Raw genomic sequence first — 19467 nt, 5'->3', positions numbered from 1 at the left:
CAATTATTGCAAAATGGCAGTTTTAGGAGAAATTCGTAGAAGACCTTGGGTTATAATGGTCGTAATTGGTGTTGCATTGTTGGCATTCGTTGCTGGAGATTTGTTCAGCGAGAACTCGGCAATTCGAAAAATTTTTGCTGGTGACCCCAACATTGTAGGCTCTATAAATGGTGAAGATATCGGGATTGGTGAATATCAAAACGCAGTGAATCTTACCACAAACATGATGCAAAATCAGGGTCAGAACATTACCCCAAACCAAGCAGCACAGCAAACTTGGAACAACTTGGTATCCACAAAACTTATCCAACAAATTGCAGAGAAGATAGGTCTAAAAGTTTCTGATAACGAATTTTGGGATTTTGTAGCCCAAAACTTCGGGATGGCTTCTGGTGACGAAGCTCGAAACCAAGTCGCTCAATTAGAGCAAATGGCAGCAACAGATCCAAACGCATTGCAACAATACGAAGGCTGGTTGAGCACCGCCAACTCGATAAGGGCACAGCTATTGAATCAGAAATACACAAGCTATGTAACAGCCGGAGCGTTTGCTACTTCTAAAGAAGCAGACATCCAACAAACCTATAATGCAGAGACCGCAACCATTGATTTCGCTTATTTGGACTACGAATCTTTGGCAAAAAAGCTGAACATCAAAGTTTCTGACGAAGACATCAATGCTTATGTAAAAAAATACCCTAAGCAGTTCGAAGTAGAACCAATGGTAAAACTGGCGTACACTTACTTCCCTGCAAAAGCATCGGCTTCGGATGAACAAGTTGCACTGAAAAACATCAATGCGTATTTGGCGACGCAAATAAAAACAGACCAAGAAAATGGCATTACTGACACCATCGTAGGATTTGCACAAGCCAAAAACGACTCTGCTTATATTGCCCAAAACTCAGACGATGCCTTCATCTCGCAATATTTTACAAAAGATCAAATCAAAAGTTTTGGATTGCCTGCAGAAGCTCAGAACTTCTTGAACGGAGCACAAGTTGGGCAAGTGGGAGGACCATTCAAAATTCAAAACACCTATCAATTATACAAATTGTCTAAAGCCAAAGATGTACGAGACTCTGTAAAATCTTCTCATATTTTGGTTGCTTATAAAGGAAGTCCTGCCGGACAAAACATCACAAGAAGCAAAGAAGAAGCAAAAAAATTGGCCGACCACTATTTAGCTGAAGCTAAAACAGGCAACTTCGGAGCATTGGCAGAAAAATACTCAGACGACAAAGGCTCAGCAACACAAAAAGGGAGCATTGGTTGGGTTGGACAACAAAACGGTTTAACTCCAGTTTATAGCCAATTCATCTTCAACAAACCAGTAGGCACAATCGATATCGTGGAATCTGAATTTGGATACCACATCATCAAGGTAGACGAAGCAAAATCTAAAACTGCTTATCAGGTTGCTCATTTGGTAAAACGTATCAAGCCATCGAAAGCGACAACAGACAAAGCCTTTACAGATGCTCGTTCTTATGTTCAGTCGGTAAACGGAAAATCGTTGAACGTATTTACCGATTTGGCGAAGAAAAAAGGTTATGTAACCAATAAGACACAAGGATTGGAACGATTTGCGCCAACAATTGGACAAGATATTCCCAACGACCAAGACGACGCGATTTTAGGTTGGGCATTCAACAAAAAAACCAACAAAGGCGATACAAATCTATTTACGACAAACTACGGAGATTATATCGTGGTACACGTAGAAGACAAATTTGGAGCAGGATTGGCAGCAGTGAGCGTAGCAAGAGAAATTGTAGAACCGATTGTGCGTCGACAAATAATCACCGCTAAAGTAAACGAAACCATCGGAAATGGAGGTCTAAATGCTTTTGTATCGAAATTAGGAGCCACAAAATTCTCAGAAAACATCAACTTTGCAAATGCAAACATCTCAACTGGTATAGAACCGCGTGTTGCTGGCGTGGCTTTCGGAATCAAAGAAAACACCTCTTCTAAAGCCATCGAAGGGAATGCAGGCGTGTATTATGTGATCACGAAATCGAAAATCAAACCTCAGAATCAAAACGGTTCTCAATTATTAGACAATATGACTCGAAGTCTGAAAAATCGTATTCAACAAAACTTATTACCAAGTTTGATCGAAGCGGCAGACATCAAAGACAATCGTTCGCGAGTGATGAGCCGTTAGAAACGAATCGATAATATTATAAAAAAATCCACTCGATCGAGTGGATTTTTTTTGTTCGATGGTCTAACTTATTTAAAATTCGGTTTTCGTTTTTCGATGAAAGCAGCTGTCCCTTCTTTGAAATCTTCTTGATCGAACAAATTCCCAAAGCTCTCGATTTCGATAGCAAAACCTTGTTCTTTATCAAACGCATTGACCGCCGTTATGGCACGCGCTATTGCCATAGACGAATTTTGTGTAATGCGAGCTGCGATTTCTTTGGCACGAGCAATTAAATCGGCTTGATCGACCACTACGTTCACCAAACCAATTTCATAAGCACGATCAGCAGAAAACATTTCGGCAGTCATGATGGCTTGCATGGCACGACCTTTACCAATCAGCTTTGGCAAACGTTGCGTACCGCCATAGCCTGGTATCAACCCCAAGGTAACCTCTGGTAAACCCAATTTAGCATTTTTAGAAGCAATTCTGAAATGCGCAGCCATCGCCAATTCTAGTCCACCTCCCAAAGCAAAACCATTGATTGCGGCAATTACTGGTTTTGTAAAATTTTCTATTTTATCGAAAACGGTTGTCTGCCCTTGCGCCGCCAATTCTTGTCCTTGCGCACCATTGAAATCAGAAAACTCTTTAATATCCGCGCCAGCGACAAAAGATTTTTCACCAGAACCCGTTAAGATGACGACGCGTATTTCTTCGTTATCCTGAGCTGTGCTGAAGAATGTTGACAACTCGCTCAACAAATCTTTGTTCAACGCATTCAAAGCTTGTGGACGATTTAGCGTGACCACTGCAATTTTATTTTCTACTTCGACAATTAAATTTTGGAAATCCATTTAGTTCTTATTTTTAAATTTGTTCAATGTTTCTTTTGTAAAATCAGACAAAACCAATTCACCACTCATCGCTGCTCGTTCGAGCAACAAATTGTCCCAATTATCGGTTTGTTGCCAGAAAACAGTTTTTAGTTTTTTCATCGCCTCCGAGCTGTATCGAGCTAACTGTTGTGCCAACTCTGCTGCACGTTGCATGGTTTGCTTTTCGGTGTTCAAAACCTCTGTATACAATCCTTTTTCTTTTGCCCAAAATGGATGTATCCAATTTGTTGGATTCAATGTCATTTCGGTAAATGCGGTGATCCCTACTTTCCTCGTTATTGCTGGCTCTATAACAAATGGTCCTATGCCAATCGACAGTTCGCTCAGCTTCAGATATGCCGTTTCGTCTGCTATCGCATAATCGCAAGCCGATACAATGCCAACGCCTCCTCCAACAACTTTACCATTGATGCAACCGATAATAAATTTCGGGCAGTTTTTCATTGCCAAAATTACTCTTGCAAAACCAGAAAAGAATTTTTTACCTGTTTCGAAATCCTCTATGATCAACAATTCATCAAAAGAAGCTCCGGCAGAAAAAACACGATCGCCCTTGCTGCGCAAAATGATCACTTTCACCTCATTATTTATGCCCAATTCTTCTATGACCTCTATAAAACGATCTAATAATGTAGAAGGAAACGAGTTGCTCTTTTCGTGGTAAAACTCTAAGGTCGCCACATCTTTATTGATTTGGTATTCGATATATTCGTTCATTTTTGAATTTTTTTTTTTAAAAATAAGTGATTTTTTTTACTTAAAATAATTTGCCACGTTCTAAAATCTATTAATACATTTGTTTACAAGAAAATGGCAATCTATTCGACACGCCAATTCAACACGCACAAAAACCCGATGTAACACCCAGATTAGCAGAAGCAAATCATCAACTTGGAGTACTTTGCAAAGCAACATTTTTAATCGAAAAAAATAGACTTATGAAAATATTGGTACTCGACAATTACGATTCTTTCACCTACAATCTGGTGCATAGCCTGAAGAAGTTTGCACAAAATATTACGGTAAAACGGAACGACGAAATCGCATTGGAAGAGGTAAAACTTTACGATAAAATATTGTTGTCACCTGGTCCAGGAATTCCAGATGAAGCAAATATGCTCAAACCCATAATTCAAGCATACGCCGCAAGCAAATCGATTTTGGGCGTATGCCTCGGACAACAAGCCATCGCTGAGGTTTTTGGCGGAAAACTGCACAACACCGAAAGGGTGTTTCACGGTATAAAATCTGAGATAGCGGTCATCGTGCCAGATCGATTATTTGCTCATTTACCGCAACGGTTTGAAGTTGGTCGTTACCATTCTTGGGTGGTTTCGCGCGATGATTTCCCTGAGGAATTAGAAATCACGGCTGTTGGTCCAGAGGGTGAAATCATGGCTTTACGACACAAAACCTACGATGTAAGAGGCGTGCAATTTCATCCAGAATCTATCTTGACACCCTTTGGAGACGAGCTGCTCAAAAACTGGTTAGAAGCCTAAACGACGAAAAGAGTAGAAAAGATTTAAAATCAGCGAGGCGTTCGAATGACAAACTTCAGTAAAATTTATCCCAAAAAATAATTTGGAAATTTCAGAACATGTTCTATATTTGCATCCTCAATGACCGAATCGGGGTGTAGCGTAGCCCGGTCATCGCGCCTGGTTTGGGACCAGGAGGTCGCAGGTTCGAATCCTGCCACCCCGACAAAACCTTTCATCATTTGATGAAAGGTTTTTTGTTTTTGTACCAAAATATTTTCCAATTTTCTCTTTTTAGCGTTTCGTTGCAAACTGAATTTTTATATATTTAAAAATAAATTTATACACAACACGGGTGGACAAACAAAACGAAACAGAAAATAGGTCGCTACAACGAGGGCTATCTAATCGTCATATTCAATTAATTGCCTTGGGAGGTGCCATTGGTACAGGCTTGTTTCTTGGCATAGGCGCAGCAGCGGTTTTGGCTGGACCTGCTGTAATTCTAGGTTATGCTTTGGCGGGTGTCATCGCCTTTTTCATCATGCGGCAACTGGGCGAAATGGTTGTTGATGAACCCGTATCGGGGAGCTTCAGTTTCTTTGCTTACAAATATTGGGGGAATTTCCCAGGGTTTGCTTCTGGATGGAATTATTGGATTCTTTACATTTTGGTGAGTATGGCAGAGCTTACTGCGGTAGGCATTTACATCAACTTCTGGTGGCCCGAAATTCCGCTTTGGGCGTCAAGCCTTTTCTTTTTTATCACCATCAACGCACTCAATCTTGGTTCGGTAAAACTGTTTGGCGAAACCGAATTTTGGTTTGCTATTATCAAAGTTGTGGCAATTGTTGCCATGATTGTTTTTGGTACATATCTGTTGATCAGTGGCACGGGAGGCGAAACCGCAACCATAAACAATTTATGGAACGATGGAGGCTTTTTTCCGAAAGGTTGGTTCAATAAGACCGAAAATGGTTACGAAGGTTTGTTGGCCGCCATGGCTCTTATCATGTTTTCTTTTGGTGGTTTGGAACTTATCGGAATTACCGCTGCGGAGGCAAAAAACCCAGAAAAAACCATCCCGAAAGCTACCAATCAGGTTATTTATCGAATTTTGATTTTCTATGTTGGCTCGCTTATTATCCTATTCTCCCTATCGCCTTGGAAAACCATCACGACAGATTCTAGCCCATTCATCACGGTATTCGATAATCTGAATGGCTTATATTTTCGTTTCATGGGTAACGAAATATCGGGTAATGTGCTGATTCAAAACGTACTCAACATCATCGTGCTCACTGCTGCACTTTCGGTGTACAATAGTAGTGTTTATAGCAATAGTAGGATGCTTTTGGGCTTGGCCGAGCAAGGAAATGCGCCGTCGTTTCTGAAAAAAGTAAACGCATACCATGTGCCTGTAAATGCAATTTTGGTCTCGTCGTTTTTTGCAGCATTGTGTGTAATCATCAATTATTTGTTTCCCGAAAAAGCTTTCGAATATTTGATGACGCTCGTGGTTTCGTCCCTTATCATCAACTGGTTGATGATCAGCATTACGCATATGAAGTTCAAGAATTTTAAAATGAAGAATAGGCTTGCTACCGTATTTCCGACCTTATTTTATCCGTTTTCTAATTACTTGTGTATTTTATTTTTGATTGGAATTTTGGTTTTGATGTTGGTGACCGGCATGCACATTCAGGTAATTTTGATTCCGATATGGATGTTGGTGTTGTACATAATGTTTAGAATTTTGAAATAAAAAAGCGTCTCAAAACGAATTGAGACGCTCAAACTAAGTTAAACTTAATTTACCAACCTAAAACCTATGAAAAATACTTATTCTTCTGATGACGAAGAAAATTGTATGACAAATATAAGGTGTATCTGGTTTATCTGTTTTACCGATGATACACTTTAACTTTATTTTATTATTGTTTGATGGTGCAAGCGTTTATAATTGGTTGACAAATATGGGATTGTTTTTTGAAATCGATTCGATCACAACTCGGATGTGCTCTGGAGACGGATCTGTTTCTAAATCAGTCAAGGTAGATTGATCGATGCCAACCATTTGCAAAAATTTAACTTTCCCGTGTGGCGTATTAATTTCGCCAAGTTCAACATCCTTTATAAAAATCACGCCTACAATCGCGGTATCGGCATCCTCTCGAATTGGCCCTCCCAGGGGAATGAACTGATTTTCGTCGAAATAAATTTGCGTATCGTACACAAACCTCCCCAGATTTTGCATCAATTGTATAGCCCAAAAAGGCTCTTCACCATTATCGCCCTCAAAAGGCTTGATGCGCATCGAAAATTCAAATCCCCATTTGCTGTATTCTTGTCCGACTGCCTCTTCGTTGTAATACAATTGAGACATTCCGTAACTTATCAGATGATAATAATCTGCCGTCTTGTAAATGGCTACGCCATCCAGCGCATCCTCTCCTCCTTGAAAACTCAATACTTGAGGCGAGTAAAAATTGGGTGTAAGTGCTGGATATAATTCTTTTATCGAATGCTCGACAAACAAAGCGCCTACCGCCTGATTTTCGTTAAATGTTGATTGATATTCTTGTAAATTCATGTGAGTTGCAAAGGTACAAAAAGGATGATGTATAAAAAAGAGATTCTTATTTCGGTTCTCAAAATATAGTGTCGCCCGTAGTGCATTATTTAATAATTGAAACTTTAATGTTGTTCATTTTTCTACCGAATACAAAAACATTTACAAATTGGATAATGGTCAGCGCGGTTATTTTACTCAAAACTGTCGTTTTAAATCTATTGAAAGTTTTTGCGTAATTGCTTCGAATCCTAAAATTGGTCTTAGAGTTGGAAGAATAAGGTCTCAATTCTCTTTCTGGATTTTCTGATGACATAGAATGCTAATCAGTTGGTTTTGTTGTATTAATCGAACTGAGGTTATTTGGATTTTTAGCCTAATTTTTGTAATTTTCTTACCTGATAAAGAATTTCTTTTTGTAAATCTTAAACATGTTTTAATGAAATCTTATGTAAAAAAAATTTAATTATGAAGAAAAACTTATCTTTGTTAATGGTCTTTGCAGGAGCTTTTCTTGCAAATGCACAAGTAGGTGTAAATACCGAAACTCCTACTGAAAAATTTGATGTCAGTGGTACGGTAAGAGTGCAGAGCCTTCCCAATAATGGTTCTACTAATTCTATTAATACTTTGGCTGATGGTACGGCGGGGACAAATAATTTTGTTGCAACACGCACAGTTGTTGCTGATCAAAATGGAGTGTTTGGAACTGTAAACTATGTGCCTAAGGAGTCTTCAAATGTTTCGCAAAATGCATGTTATGCTTCCACTTCACAAAATTTTTCTGAAGTTAACAATCAAGGAGTAGCTCAAATTGATTTTGAGGATTTCTCTTTCAGCTATCATGTGAACACAGCTGGAAGTTCAGGAAATTATCTTCAAATCAGAAACAATAAAACTACCACGGTGCAGGGCTATACTTCAAGTATGGGAGGAAATGGTTCTTCTAAGGGTTATGTACCGTTACCTCCCAATACATGGGTACATATGACGGGGAACTTAAATTGGGATGTGGAGTATGCAGGTGAATTTCTATTTTTTACAGACCAAAACGTAACCGGAACACAATTAACGGATATGGATTTTTTTAGAATATCATATTATGGGCAAAAAAGAACATCCTCATCATATTCTAATGTTTGTTTAAGTGTAACGAAGTATCGATAAATAGATTTAAAACTTCAAAATCAGCGTTTTTTTTAAAATATTTTTTTTGTAAAACATAAGAATGTGGGTAACTTTTAGACTTAGTCGTTAAGAAAGTTATCCATATTTTTTTAGTTTTTATTGTTTTTTTTTATTCTGGGTTATCCTTTTTCAAGTAGAAATCGCATCCTTAAATGTGATATAATATTGATTTCTAAATCATTGGGCTTTATCAATCTATGTTTTGTGAAACGCCAGAAACTTTGCTCATGTTTTTAATCGATAGCTCTTACCAAATATTCACCATAGCTTTGCAATTCAATGTCATGAATATAGCCGCCGTTCTGATTGGTGGAACTCTCCCTCTTCCCACTGCCAAAATTGTAAGTCCCCCGTTTTTCAGACAATTCAAAACTAAACAAATTACGCACTTCTTTTTAATTTAAATTCGATAGGTGAACAATCAGCTAAACTTGAATGTGGGTGATGATTGTTGTAATCATCCATCCAGTTTTGGGCGATGGTTCTTGCCTGTTCTAAGTTTTCAAATAGGTAAGCATCTAGCACATCTTCTCTAAAATATTTATTGAAGCGTTCACAAAATCCGTTCTGCATGGGGTTCCTTTCTGTATCTTGATATGCCAGATAGAGGAGTTGGAGCAAAAGCCCTCAAAAGCTTTTGCGATGAACTCCGTGCCGTTGTCCGTACGGATGTTGGTTGGTTTTCCATACCACTCAATGAGCCTTTGCACGAGTTTAACTACTTTCTCTGAAGCAAAACTATAGTCTATTTCGCACATTAATGCCTCCCGGTTGTAATCGTCTATCACGTTCAGTATCCGAATCTTTCTTCCGTTCTCCAACACATCACTCATAAATTCCATACTCCAAGTAATATTGGGTGCAATCGGCTGCAATAAGTATTCTTTGCCCGGATTGGGGATGCGACATTTGACTTTCCTTCTGCGTTTGTTCAGTCCTAACTTACGGTAAATCCTCTCAATGCGTTTATGGTTCCACCCATAACCTTCCTTTCTGATGCGTTTGGTGTATTCCGGACAACCTCTTGACAGAAGTTTTTCGGCATAATAAAGCAATCTACGCTCTACTTCTGTATCGTCCTTGATGCTTTGATAATAATATCCCGAACGTTCCAATCCGATGATGCGACAGGCTCTGGCCGTACTGAATTGTTTGTCATCTGTTAATTCTTCTGCCAAATCTCTTTTCTGACAGAGCCCTAAAGCTTTTTTTCGATGACCTCTTTTAGAATTCTGTGATCCAAACTCAAATCCGCTTACGTCTTTTTCAAGCGAGCATTTTCTCACTCCAATTCCTTGTATTGACGCAACATTTCTTGATCCATGCCACCATATTTGCGCTTCCACAAATAAAAGGTGTTTGGACTGATGGATAATTCTCGGCATGTATCGGATCCCTTTTTGCCAGCTTCATTCTCCTTGAGTACTTGGCTGATTTGTGTTTCTGTAAATCTTGACTTTTTCATCTCTAATAACAGTTTAAATTTATAAATTTTTATAATCTTTTAAACTGTCGGAATTTTAGGGGGATTTATTGAAATACTTGCAGAGTTTAGAGAAGTACAGGAGATGAATGAGAATTGTTCCAACAATAGGATTTCTATTGTTTTAAGCCCAAACAATGATCAGGTACATACACGCCAAGAATTATTGCGTTATACCCAAGATCATTTGAAAAATTTAGGTTTAGAAAACAATCAATGTATTGCTTATGTTCATCAAAACACAAAAGCAACTCATATTCATATTATAGCTAACCGAATAGATGAAAAAGGAAAAGCCTTGGACGATTCTTATATTGGATTTAAAGCTCAAAATTCTGCTGAAAAAATTGCACTTGAGAATGGTTTAAAAACGGCGAAAGAAGTTCGACAAGATAAGGAGATTGAGCGAATGTTGGATAAGGAATTAAGCAAAGAACTAAAAGCTGATATTTATAAAAAACATAACATTTCAGTTAAGCAATCGCGTACTTTTTCGGACTATATGCAAAGTATGTATGACAAAGGTTGTCGAATTGAACCAACAATTAATAAAGGGGGGGGAAATTGCAAGGGTTCCTTATTCATGATAAAATTAGTCGGCTTGATTTTAAAGCTTCTGAAATTCATAAAAATTGTGGAATGAAAAGTATGATTGAGAAAGGTGTTTCATTTAAAGGAATGACCATGCAAACGGAAATTGTAAAAGGCTTAACCAAAGAAATGGTTACAAAACCGGTGGAAGTTCTTTCGCTTTTACAACCGGAGATTAAAATAGCGGATGTTGCGCTTAAAGTTGGACGTTCGATTGACAGAGGAATGTAGTTGTAAATTTTTAATGAATTAAACTAACTATATGAATAACAAACAGTTTTTAGAGATACTTTTAGCTGAGAATAAAGAAATGTCGGAGAAAATCAGACGTATGGAAGAATTAGCTTCTCAAATGGAGCAGTCTAATCAGCGTTATTTGAACGAACTTAAACGAACGGATATTAAAGTAGATCGTTCAGAAGTGGATCAAAGTATTGGAAAATTGGAAAGAGTGGCTGAAAAGAGGAAAAAAGGTATTGAAAATACTCACAAAAGGTTTAATGTAGTATTGTATTCAGTTATTTTTTGTGCAATAGGGTTAGTAGCTTTCTTTTTTACGTTTAAATATGGAATTGAGATTAAGTCTGATATAAAAGAAGATTACAGAAATGAACTGATTCAAAAAGGACAATATAATGGTCAAAAAGATGCTGAATTTTTAAAAAAGTTTAAACTTTAGATTGAGAAAAATCCAAAGGAAAGTAAAGATTTGTTTAGAAAGGTAGAGAAAATGGAAGTGAAGTAAAAAATTAAACAATTAAAATTTTGTAATATAAAAAATAATATTTAGTTTGGTAAAATTAACAACAATACTAAAACTAAAAAAAATGATGAAAATTTTATTTGCAAGTGCTTTTGCACTTATTGGAACTTTTGCTATGGCAAATGACACAAAAACTAAAACAACTGAAGAGAAAGGTGAAGATAAAAAAGTTGAAGTTGTAGCACCTTGTAGTAGTTGGATTACTGTTAATTCTTGTGGGACATATTATTTATGTGCAGACAATTATGAGACTACAGGAGATGTGTTGGATGCTATTGATTATTTTGACGAAGCAAGAGGGTGCTAATAAGCTGACTAATATAATGAAAAGACTACTTAAAAGTAGTCTTTGTCAATTAAAATAAAATTTATTAAAATGTTTAAAAAAATAATATTTTTTCTATTATTATCAGTATTTGGATATTCACAAGAAATATCTGGTAATTTTAAATTGAATCCAGATGAGATTGTAATTGAGAAACTAGATACGGTTTCTAAAAACATTTATTACAGTTATTCATTTTCATCTGACAAGAAGAATAGAGATAAGAAAAAGAATACTATTACAGTACTTCAAATAGGAAAAGGCAAAACAAAATTTACAGATGCAAATCTTTTAAAATTTGACTCTATGACTGTTAAAAATTCTAAAAAAGATTTTATAGATTCAAATGATTTAAATGAGCTCATAGCTATCCGAAAAGCAATAAAGTTTAATAAATCTATTGTAAATACTAAAGATGGTAAATACCTATTTCAAGGGAAAATATATAATAAAAATTATGAATTTATAGAAGAAATTCCTGTTTTAAAATGGGACTTAAAGGAAAATATGAAAGAAATATTAGGGTATAAATGTAAAGAAGCTAGAGTTTATTATAAAGGACGTAATTGGATTGCATATTATTCAGAAGACATTCCTTTAAACGATGGCCCTTTTATATTTAATGGATTACCAGGTTTAATATTAGAAGTATATGATGATAATAATGAACATCATTTTACAGCTCAAGGAATAGATAACAATTCAAGTACTATATACATACATAAAGAAAAGAATATAATAAAAACTACAAAAAAAGACTTTTATAAGGCAGAACAAAATTTTCATAGTAATCCTGGGATTTATGTAGGACAGGTTTATAGTAAGCCAGGAGTAGAAGAAACTTCAATGACTAAAGAACTACCTTATAATCCAATAGAATTGAATAATTAATTTGAAATTCCAATTAACACTAATATTCACTCTACTCTCACACTTTATTTTTGCACAATTTACTATATCTGGAGTTGTAAAAAATGAAGAAGGAAATCCTATAACAGGTGCTAATGTAATTATTTCATCAAGTACTTCGGATGAAACTTTAGCATACTTCATTACAAAAAATGATGGAAAATACACTTTGAAATTAGATAATCCATCGCACGAAACTTATGAAATAAAAGTTCGTGCGATGGATTATGCATTTATTTCAGTTTTGGTAAACGAATCGTCTAATAATTTCGATTTTACTTTACAAGAAAAAGCAATTGAGTTGAAAGAAGTAAAACTAAAAGAATCTCCAATCCGAAAAAAAGGCGATACAATTGCTTATGATGTTAGTAATTTTAAAGATATCCAAGATCGTTCTATAGCAGATGTGATCAAAAAAATGCCTGGAATAGAAATAGAAGCTTCAGGTCGAATATTATATCAAGGCGAACCAATCAATAAATATTATATTGAAGGAATGGATTTGTTGGGAGGGAAATATGCTTTAGCAAACGAAAATCTTTCTGCAGATGCTGTAGATAAAGTTCAAATTTTAGAGAACCATCAACCAATCAAGATTTTAGATAGTTTAGTTTATAGTCCCAAAGCGGCATTAAACATAAAACTGAAAAATAAAATGACTTATTCTGGTAAAGCAGAAGTTGGTCTTGGCATATCATCTATGTTATACCATGCTAATATTACACCAATGTTATTTACAAATAAACAACAAATGATTGGTTCTTATCAAGGAAATAATAGTGGAAATGATGTATCACGACAATTAAAAACATTAAGTTTAGAAGATTTGTTAAACGATTCTGAAAAATTTTCGAATGAAAGATGGTTATCTATTTCAGGAATTCAAACTCCCAATTTTGATGGCGAACGTTGGTTGGATAATGCAATAAATATTGGTTCTTGGAATCATCTTTTCAAATTAAAAAAAGAGATAGATTTACGAATTAATTTGTCTTATCACAACGATTTTCAAAAGCGATTTGGAGAAACAAACACACAATACTTTTTACCTACTGGCGATATATTTCTCAAAGAAATCAAACAAAATTATTTACAAATGGAAAGTCTTAATCTTAAAGCAACATTATCTCAAAATAGTTCGAAAAATTATCTTGAAAATGTCTTAGAATTTAAAGGCGATTGGAATAGTTCGAGAGGGAATCTCCACCAAAATAATAATTTGATTACACAACGTTTGGCTCAACCAAATCGTCAATTTACCAATCAATTTAATACAATAAAGAAAATTGGCAAACAGTTAATTACGCTTAAATCTAATATATCATACAAAAGTTACAGCGAAAATTTAAGTATTACTCCTGGAGTTTTTACTGATTTTATAAACAATGGAAATGATTATCAAAATGCTTTTCAACAAATTAATTTCGAGAAATTTTCGACAAATAATTTTGCAGAATTTTCAAAAGGAATAAAGGCTTTAACGCTACAATCAAAAATTGGAATTAAATACACCAATCATACAATGAAAAGTGACTTGTTAGCAGATAATCAATCAATAAATTCAACTTTTACCAACAATACACGTTGGTCAACTTTAAATCCGTATGTAGAAAATAACTTTTCGTACAGAAAAAATCGACTTAATTTTTCTTTTGGAATTCCTTTTCAGTGGTATAATTTAGAAAATAATTCTTTCGGAGATAAAACTTCTTACAATCGCTTTTATATCGAACCTAAATTTAACATAGGATTAGAATTTTCAAAATTCTGGAAAGTATCAACTTCGCATAATTTCTCTAATGATTTAGGAAGTTTAACACGTTTACACAAAGGATTTATATTGTTTCGATACAATTCTATTCAACAAAATTATGGAGATTTTAACGAAGTAAAAAAATGGAATTCTTCTTTACGTTTCGAGTATAAAAATCCGATAAAATCAAGGTTTATCAATTTTGGATATTCGTATAATTGGACAGAAAATAACCTAATCTACAATTATAACTACAATGCAGATGCAAGTACACTTTTAGAAGCTTTGAACTTAAAAAATCATCAAAAAACACATTCGGTTAATGCTAAAGTAAGTCAATATTTTTCTAAAATTAAGACAACATTTAATTTAGCTGGAGGATATAATTTTACAACATACGATCAATTATTAAATGATGATTTAGTCGAAATTGACAACACTATTTTAACTTCAAATTTTGATGCTTCTTTCAGATTATTAAGTTGGATGACTTTTGAATATAAATACGGTTTAACAAATTATAAAAATAAATTGTCAGGAAACTCAAGTTCAAGATCAATTACCAATCAAATTCATCAAGTTGGATTACATTTTTTTCCAGCAGATCAACATTACGTAAAGCTTAATTTTGATTTATATGTAAACGATGACACGAGATTAAATCCTAATTCTACTTTCGGAGATTTGATGTATCGTTATTCATTAAAAAAGAAGAAAATAGATTTTGAATTAAGTGCTTATAATCTATTTAATGAAAAATATTTTTCACAAAATAGTTTTTCTTCGAATTTAGAACAGCGTTATGTTTATAAATTACGACCAACTCAAGTCATGTTCACCACTCGATTTAATTTTTAAAAAAGGTTGTTAATATTACTATCATATCATAGTAATATTAACAACAATAAATAAACTAAAAAAATGAAGAAAATTTTATTTGTAAGTGTTTTTGCTCTTTTGGGAACTCTTGCTATGGTAAATGAAACAGAATTTGAACAAGATCAAGTGATATATTATGAAAAAAATAAAAAGTACAAAGTCAATATATGTTAAATTGTTGACTCTTATGTATATAATTATACATCCTGTTGTTTTTTTAGGTATATTCAATAAATATGGATTAATGGAAGCAATAGTTTTAAATTCTATAATGTTGATAGTTTTTATCTATTTGTATAGTATTTCATTATATTATAAAAACAGACAAGAAATTGATATTAAAATAAGGATTTTCAAATATTGTAATACCTTGTAATGATATTATGGAAATTAGATCTTTAAGAGGAGATGTAATTAAAATTACTTTTGGATCAAAAGGAATTTTTGGGTTTAATGGAATAGCGATGGAAAGTGAAAATTGTTTTATAAATGATTTAAATAATTAATAAAAAAAGGGATCAACCGAATAAGTTACTCCCTTTTTTAGTCCATAACACTCGCAATCTTTTGATTATTAGTGTTGTTAGTAGCGAGGACAGGACTCGAACCTGTGACCTTCGGGTTATGAGCCCGACGAGCTACCTACTGCTCCACCTCGCGATCTTAGTAGCGAGAACAGGACTCGAACCTGTGACCTTCGGGTTATGAGCCCGACGAGCTACCTACTGCTCCATCTCGCGGTATTGGAATGCAAATATACAACTTTTTTCTATTCTACCAAACCTATTCTGCTTTTATGGGTGGATTTGCTGCAATAAAATCTGCAACTTCCTCTGCTTCATCGGTTAGAAACAATAATTTTTTATAGGTTTTTCCTTTTGCCAACTGATGCAAGACCGAATACAAGGTTGTATCTTCTACATAACGCTTCACACCCAAGAATACCATCGGACTATAATAGCCAAAGGTTCCGTAATGATTTTGAGCTGCTTCTTGAAAAATCTCTTGTGTCGTCCCTGCACTACCGGGCGCATATACAATTCCGAACAAACTTATTGCCAACAAGGTATCTTCTCGGATACTGTTCGAAAAGTATTTGGCGATATGGGTGGCAAATAAATTACTCGGCTCGTGACCATAGAACCAGGTAGGAATCGCTAAATTCTCACAGGCATTGGGATAATGCTCGAGAACTTTTTTCGATTGTTGAGCATAGTTCTCAGCCAAATAATCGACCTGATCAGGTTCTGAAAACTTTAGGTCTTGCAAAATAGCAATGGCGTCTGACAAATCTTCTTCGGAGTAATGCGCCATATACGCTCCCAAATTCGCGGCTTCCATAATCCCTGGTCCGCCTCCTGTTACGACATAATAGCCCATTTGAGCAAGTCGTTTTGCTGCCAAGGCTGTTTTATTATAGAACTCGGATCCGCGTTTGGTTGCATGTCCGCCCATGAAACCGACACATTTTCTTTGTGTCATTCCTTGGTCATCGTACCCTAACAATTCGCGCAGAGCATCATCAATACTATGATCATGAATCCGTTGTGCCATTGCTTCGTGAACGCTGGGGTTGTATTTGGTTGCCGAAAAATGTTTATAGATCTTCAGGTCACGACTTTTGTCGTGGGTAGGATGATAGCCTTCCATCAACTCTTGCCAGGTATAGAGAAAGCTACGGTAGGGTTTGTAGGGAATATTTTTGAATTTCGGATAAACGAAAGCCCCTTTCTCGATGAGGTAAATAGCATCTCGACGATTGAAGGTACACCCCAAAAAAGAAGTTTGATTGAGGTAAAAGCGTGTCCAATCGACTTTTTCTTGACAGAAATTAACGTCTTGGATCACGGTATGAGCGAGCGAGTTGGTGTTTTGTACCAAAACTCGCCACTCATCTAAATTATGTATTAGGGTTTGAGGACATTTCTTTTTCATGTTTTGATTAAATACTTTAACCAAAATATATTAATAATTTCCTCAAAAAAATTATAAGTGCTCGAAAATTATCTGTCGGTCATAAAATTATATTAAATAATTTTCTAGAACACTCTGAATTATAATGAATTAATATGAATTAATATGAATTTGATCGATACAACGATTTTTATATTCATTAATTATTTATAATTTTGCACAACCAACACAAATTTTCTTAAAAAATTCTATGAAAAGCTAAAGGGCTCATATAGGTGATTCCTTTTCGATTGGAAGTATTTTATCTTACTTCTTCTTTTCTTATATACTTTATCTTCAGCTTTAGTATTTTTTGACAATAAATATTTTATTGAAAGCAATATACTTTATAAATTAAAATGAAAAAAAAATTGAAATGAAAAAAATTTTATATCTAGGATTCCTAATGCTTTTCTCGATTTCTTGGGCTCAAGTAGGAATTAATACTGAAAACCCTACAAGAGATCTGCATGTCGAAGGTAATCTAAGAGTTAGAAACCTTCAAAACAAAGCTGCAGACAGTGATTATTCTAAGGTATTAGCTGTCGATAATAATGGTAATGTTGATTACATTAATAAAAGTAATTTATTGCCAGATATGACAGGTGAGGTTAATAAGATCGTACAAAATAATCTTTATAAAACGACAAATGGAAGACCTATAACTACACGATCACTAACATGTGGAAGGTTTGTTTTTAGCTTTCTAGATAACGACGCTAAAGTAAGCTTTCGCTTACTAGATCGGCCGCAAAACAATGTAAATGTATATGTTACTTTTGAGCAAAACTTTCCTCCTTACAATAGGAATGATGGTTTTGAATATGAAGCATCACCTAATGCAAAAGTCTTCACCCCCAATAATTACAGTACCTACCAAAGTATACCAGTCACTTCAGGTGCACATGTTGTAGATGGGGAATACAATGAGTTGTATATCTCCTACCCACGGGAAGAACAATTTTATCGTATTACGTTTTACCGCATAAAGCAAAATAACGAAACATACTTTGTCAATATATGTGAACAATTCTAAATTAACAATAATGAAATTTTATATAACAAGTATCTTAACGTTTGTTCTTAGTTTATCTACACTTGCTCAAATAGGCATCAATACAAATTCTTCGGAGCGAATACTTGATTTAAATGGCAACTTAAGAGTAACAGAGACTCAAGATAAGAAAGACGATAAAGGCTATAGCGACATCGTAATCGCAAATTCAACAGGAAATGTAGATAAGCAAAAAAAATCCTCTATCACACAATCACCTACTCAACAAGTAGAAGTTGTTAGAAATGTTTATTATAATGAATCTGGAGGTGACCAAGAAAAAACTGTTGTTTGTGGTAGATTTATATTTGCATTTACTGCAGACAATCAACCTGTATTTAAACTTTCTCAAAAGCCTAGCTCTAATTATAATATTCAGTACGGACTGAGAAGACTTGAACGGAGAAATCCTAATAGACTTATAGGAGGACATAGTGGAAACACTGGTGATGGTGACTACTATTATAGCAACTTTGATAAAACATTCAATACTACAAACTGGAATCAGTTTCAGAAAGTTTTTGATTATTCGCTTCCATATTCAGATAATGCCAACACACAGTTTACTTACTCGGAGAAGTATATGATCAATAATGACTTCTTAAAATTACATATTATTGATCCATTAACTGGTGATCTATATAAAGTTAATTTTAGTAGAATGCCAAATAAAAAATCTGATATTAGACCAGGTCAGGCACTAAATCTTAAAAACGTTGAAAATAGCGGTTTACGCATTCTAATCTGTGAAAGATATTATAACCAATAATAAGATTACAATGAAAATAAATATAAACAAATTCATATGCTTTATTAGCATGATGTTTTCAATAAACATTTTTGCTCAAGTAGGTATACAAACAGATCAACCTACACGTATGCTCGATATAAATGGCGACCTAAAAGTAAGAGTACTAAAAGATAAATCTTCGGAAATAGACTCTTATAGTCAAGTTTTAGTTACAGATACCAATGGTAATATCGATGCAATTAATATTACAGATTTAAAGTATCAAATTAAGGAAGAAATTATTGAAAATAAGCGTCTTTTTTATACAGACTTAAAACCAAATGCTAATGAGAAGCTGACATGTGGTCGCTTCCAGTTTTCGTTCCGACCTTCCACTTCATCAAATAAAAACTTAGATATTATGATGAATTTACTTGATGACCCCAAAAAGGAAGTTACTACATATTATACTTTATTTAGGAAATGGGGAGACGTTAACTTAAAGTATTATAAAGCAAATGGGAAAACTTTCAACTCTAGTAATTATACTCAAACTCAATTATTATGTCCTCAACTCGATGTGAATAGTACAGGTGAATTCTACATTTCTTATCCTGGAGAAGCCAATTATTATAGGGTTACATTTTTAGGACGACCAAACTATACAAATAACGGAAATACCTATAACTCATATACAATTACTTGTGAGAAGTTTTAGTATATAAATAATATAAC

General features: G+C 34.6%; 21 protein-coding genes, 3 tRNA genes and 1 pseudogene. 15 read left to right on the top strand and 10 right to left on the bottom strand.

From position 1 onward, the window contains the following. Positions 1–13 precede the first annotated feature (13 nt). The gene (locus BN8061_RS04445) at positions 14–2170 is read left to right on the top strand and encodes a peptidylprolyl isomerase (RefSeq protein WP_068596853.1); all 2157 of its coding nucleotides are present in this window, start codon (positions 14–16) and stop codon (positions 2168–2170) included. Positions 2171–2238: 68 nt separating this feature from the next. Here BN8061_RS04445 and BN8061_RS04440 read toward each other — a convergent pair whose 3' ends face one another. Then, positions 2239–3009: an enoyl-CoA hydratase/isomerase family protein gene (locus BN8061_RS04440; protein ID WP_068596851.1), complete on the bottom strand. Its 771-nt coding sequence runs from the start codon at positions 3007–3009 to the stop codon at positions 2239–2241. Further along, positions 3010–3768, bottom strand: a complete 759-nt coding sequence (locus tag BN8061_RS04435) for an enoyl-CoA hydratase/isomerase family protein (RefSeq protein WP_068596849.1) — start codon at positions 3766–3768, stop codon at positions 3010–3012. Between the two features lie 221 nt (positions 3769–3989). On the opposite strand from BN8061_RS04435, the gene BN8061_RS04430 reads away from it, so the two are divergent. The 3 genes from BN8061_RS04430 (at position 3990) to BN8061_RS04420 (ending at position 6297) form a co-directional block, all read left to right on the top strand. Further along, positions 3990–4553, top strand: a complete 564-nt coding sequence (locus tag BN8061_RS04430; RefSeq protein ID WP_068596847.1) for an anthranilate synthase component II — start codon at positions 3990–3992, stop codon at positions 4551–4553. Positions 4554–4683: 130 nt separating this feature from the next. Then, positions 4684–4758: transfer RNA gene (locus tag BN8061_RS04425), tRNA-Pro, on the top strand. Positions 4759–4887: 129 nt separating this feature from the next. After that, on the top strand, positions 4888–6297 hold the full coding sequence (locus BN8061_RS04420) for an amino acid permease (protein ID WP_068596846.1): 1410 nt from the start codon (positions 4888–4890) through the stop codon (positions 6295–6297). A gap of 192 nt (positions 6298–6489) precedes the next feature. On the opposite strand, the gene BN8061_RS04415 is transcribed toward BN8061_RS04420, so the two are convergent. Next, a complete protein-coding gene (locus BN8061_RS04415; protein ID WP_068596843.1) occupies positions 6490–7125 on the bottom strand; it encodes a suppressor of fused domain protein in 636 nt (211 codons plus the stop codon). An 85-nt stretch (positions 7126–7210) separates the two neighbouring features. After that, a pseudogene (locus BN8061_RS12150) lies at positions 7211–7421 on the bottom strand (IS982 family transposase); the annotation flags it as partial. A 151-nt stretch (positions 7422–7572) separates the two neighbouring features. On the opposite strand from BN8061_RS12150, the gene BN8061_RS04405 reads away from it, so the two are divergent. Beyond that, the gene (locus BN8061_RS04405) at positions 7573–8271 is read left to right on the top strand and encodes a hypothetical protein (protein WP_154662254.1); all 699 of its coding nucleotides are present in this window, start codon (positions 7573–7575) and stop codon (positions 8269–8271) included. A gap of 402 nt (positions 8272–8673) precedes the next feature. Here the strand turns inward: BN8061_RS04405 and BN8061_RS12410 are convergent, their stop codons facing one another. From BN8061_RS12410 to BN8061_RS12400, 3 genes are all read right to left on the bottom strand, one after another. After that, complete coding sequence (locus BN8061_RS12410; RefSeq protein ID WP_154662253.1) at positions 8674–8865, bottom strand: integrase core domain-containing protein; 192 nt, start codon at positions 8863–8865, stop codon at positions 8674–8676. After that, positions 8811–9125 (bottom strand): DDE-type integrase/transposase/recombinase, encoded by a 315-nt coding sequence (locus BN8061_RS12405; RefSeq protein WP_394330297.1) that lies wholly within the window; start codon positions 9123–9125, stop codon positions 8811–8813. Before BN8061_RS12405 ends, BN8061_RS12410 begins: the two co-directional genes overlap by 55 nt. A gap of 449 nt (positions 9126–9574) precedes the next feature. Continuing rightward, the gene (locus BN8061_RS12400; protein ID WP_068596835.1) at positions 9575–9757 is read right to left on the bottom strand and encodes a transposase; all 183 of its coding nucleotides are present in this window, start codon (positions 9755–9757) and stop codon (positions 9575–9577) included. Between the two features lie 52 nt (positions 9758–9809). On the opposite strand from BN8061_RS12400, the gene BN8061_RS04385 reads away from it, so the two are divergent. From BN8061_RS04385 to BN8061_RS12270, 7 genes are all read left to right on the top strand, one after another. After that, a complete protein-coding gene (locus BN8061_RS04385) occupies positions 9810–10418 on the top strand; it encodes a relaxase/mobilization nuclease domain-containing protein (RefSeq protein WP_317038979.1) in 609 nt (202 codons plus the stop codon). Then, positions 10415–10597, top strand: coding sequence for a hypothetical protein (locus tag BN8061_RS04380; RefSeq protein WP_068596831.1), 183 nt, complete (start codon positions 10415–10417; stop codon positions 10595–10597). The genes BN8061_RS04385 and BN8061_RS04380 overlap by 4 nt, the downstream gene beginning before the upstream one ends. Positions 10598–10628: 31 nt before the next feature. Further along, positions 10629–11045: a hypothetical protein gene (locus BN8061_RS04375; RefSeq protein ID WP_068596830.1), complete on the top strand. Its 417-nt coding sequence runs from the start codon at positions 10629–10631 to the stop codon at positions 11043–11045. Between the two features lie 148 nt (positions 11046–11193). After that, positions 11194–11436 (top strand): hypothetical protein, encoded by a 243-nt coding sequence (locus BN8061_RS04370; RefSeq protein WP_154662252.1) that lies wholly within the window; start codon positions 11194–11196, stop codon positions 11434–11436. A gap of 69 nt (positions 11437–11505) precedes the next feature. Beyond that, complete coding sequence (locus BN8061_RS04365; protein WP_068596826.1) at positions 11506–12345, top strand: GLPGLI family protein; 840 nt, start codon at positions 11506–11508, stop codon at positions 12343–12345. A gap of 1 nt (position 12346) precedes the next feature. Beyond that, the gene (locus BN8061_RS04355; RefSeq protein ID WP_162270403.1) at positions 12347–14974 is read left to right on the top strand and encodes a carboxypeptidase regulatory-like domain-containing protein; all 2628 of its coding nucleotides are present in this window, start codon (positions 12347–12349) and stop codon (positions 14972–14974) included. 63 nt (positions 14975–15037) lie between these two features. Then, positions 15038–15169, top strand: a complete 132-nt coding sequence (locus BN8061_RS12270) for a hypothetical protein (RefSeq protein WP_262509366.1) — start codon at positions 15038–15040, stop codon at positions 15167–15169. Between the two features lie 413 nt (positions 15170–15582). Here BN8061_RS12270 and BN8061_RS04345 read toward each other — a convergent pair. From BN8061_RS04345 to BN8061_RS04335, 3 genes are all read right to left on the bottom strand, one after another. After that, positions 15583–15655 (bottom strand) — tRNA-Met (locus tag BN8061_RS04345). Between the two features lie 7 nt (positions 15656–15662). After that, positions 15663–15735 (bottom strand) — tRNA-Met (locus tag BN8061_RS04340). 43 nt (positions 15736–15778) lie between these two features. Beyond that, complete coding sequence (locus BN8061_RS04335) at positions 15779–16930, bottom strand: LOG family protein (RefSeq protein ID WP_068596818.1); 1152 nt, start codon at positions 16928–16930, stop codon at positions 15779–15781. 394 nt (positions 16931–17324) lie between these two features. Between BN8061_RS04335 and BN8061_RS04330 the strand changes: the two genes are divergently transcribed. From BN8061_RS04330 to BN8061_RS04320, 3 genes are read left to right on the top strand one after another with little or no spacing between them, the layout of a single operon-like run. Further along, complete coding sequence (locus BN8061_RS04330; RefSeq protein ID WP_068596816.1) at positions 17325–17984, top strand: hypothetical protein; 660 nt, start codon at positions 17325–17327, stop codon at positions 17982–17984. A gap of 10 nt (positions 17985–17994) precedes the next feature. After that, a complete protein-coding gene (locus BN8061_RS04325; RefSeq protein WP_068596815.1) occupies positions 17995–18771 on the top strand; it encodes a hypothetical protein in 777 nt (258 codons plus the stop codon). 10 nt (positions 18772–18781) lie between these two features. Beyond that, entirely contained in the window at positions 18782–19450 is a 669-nt protein-coding gene (locus tag BN8061_RS04320) for a hypothetical protein (RefSeq protein ID WP_154662251.1), read from the top strand. Positions 19451–19467 lie beyond the last annotated feature (17 nt).

It is taken from the genome of Vaginella massiliensis (genome assembly GCF_900089075.1).
Lineage (GTDB): Bacteria > Bacteroidota > Bacteroidia > Flavobacteriales > Weeksellaceae > Weeksella > Weeksella massiliensis_A.
The sequence above is the reverse complement of the archived record's forward strand: the minus strand, read 5'-3'. Positions and strand labels throughout refer to the sequence as shown.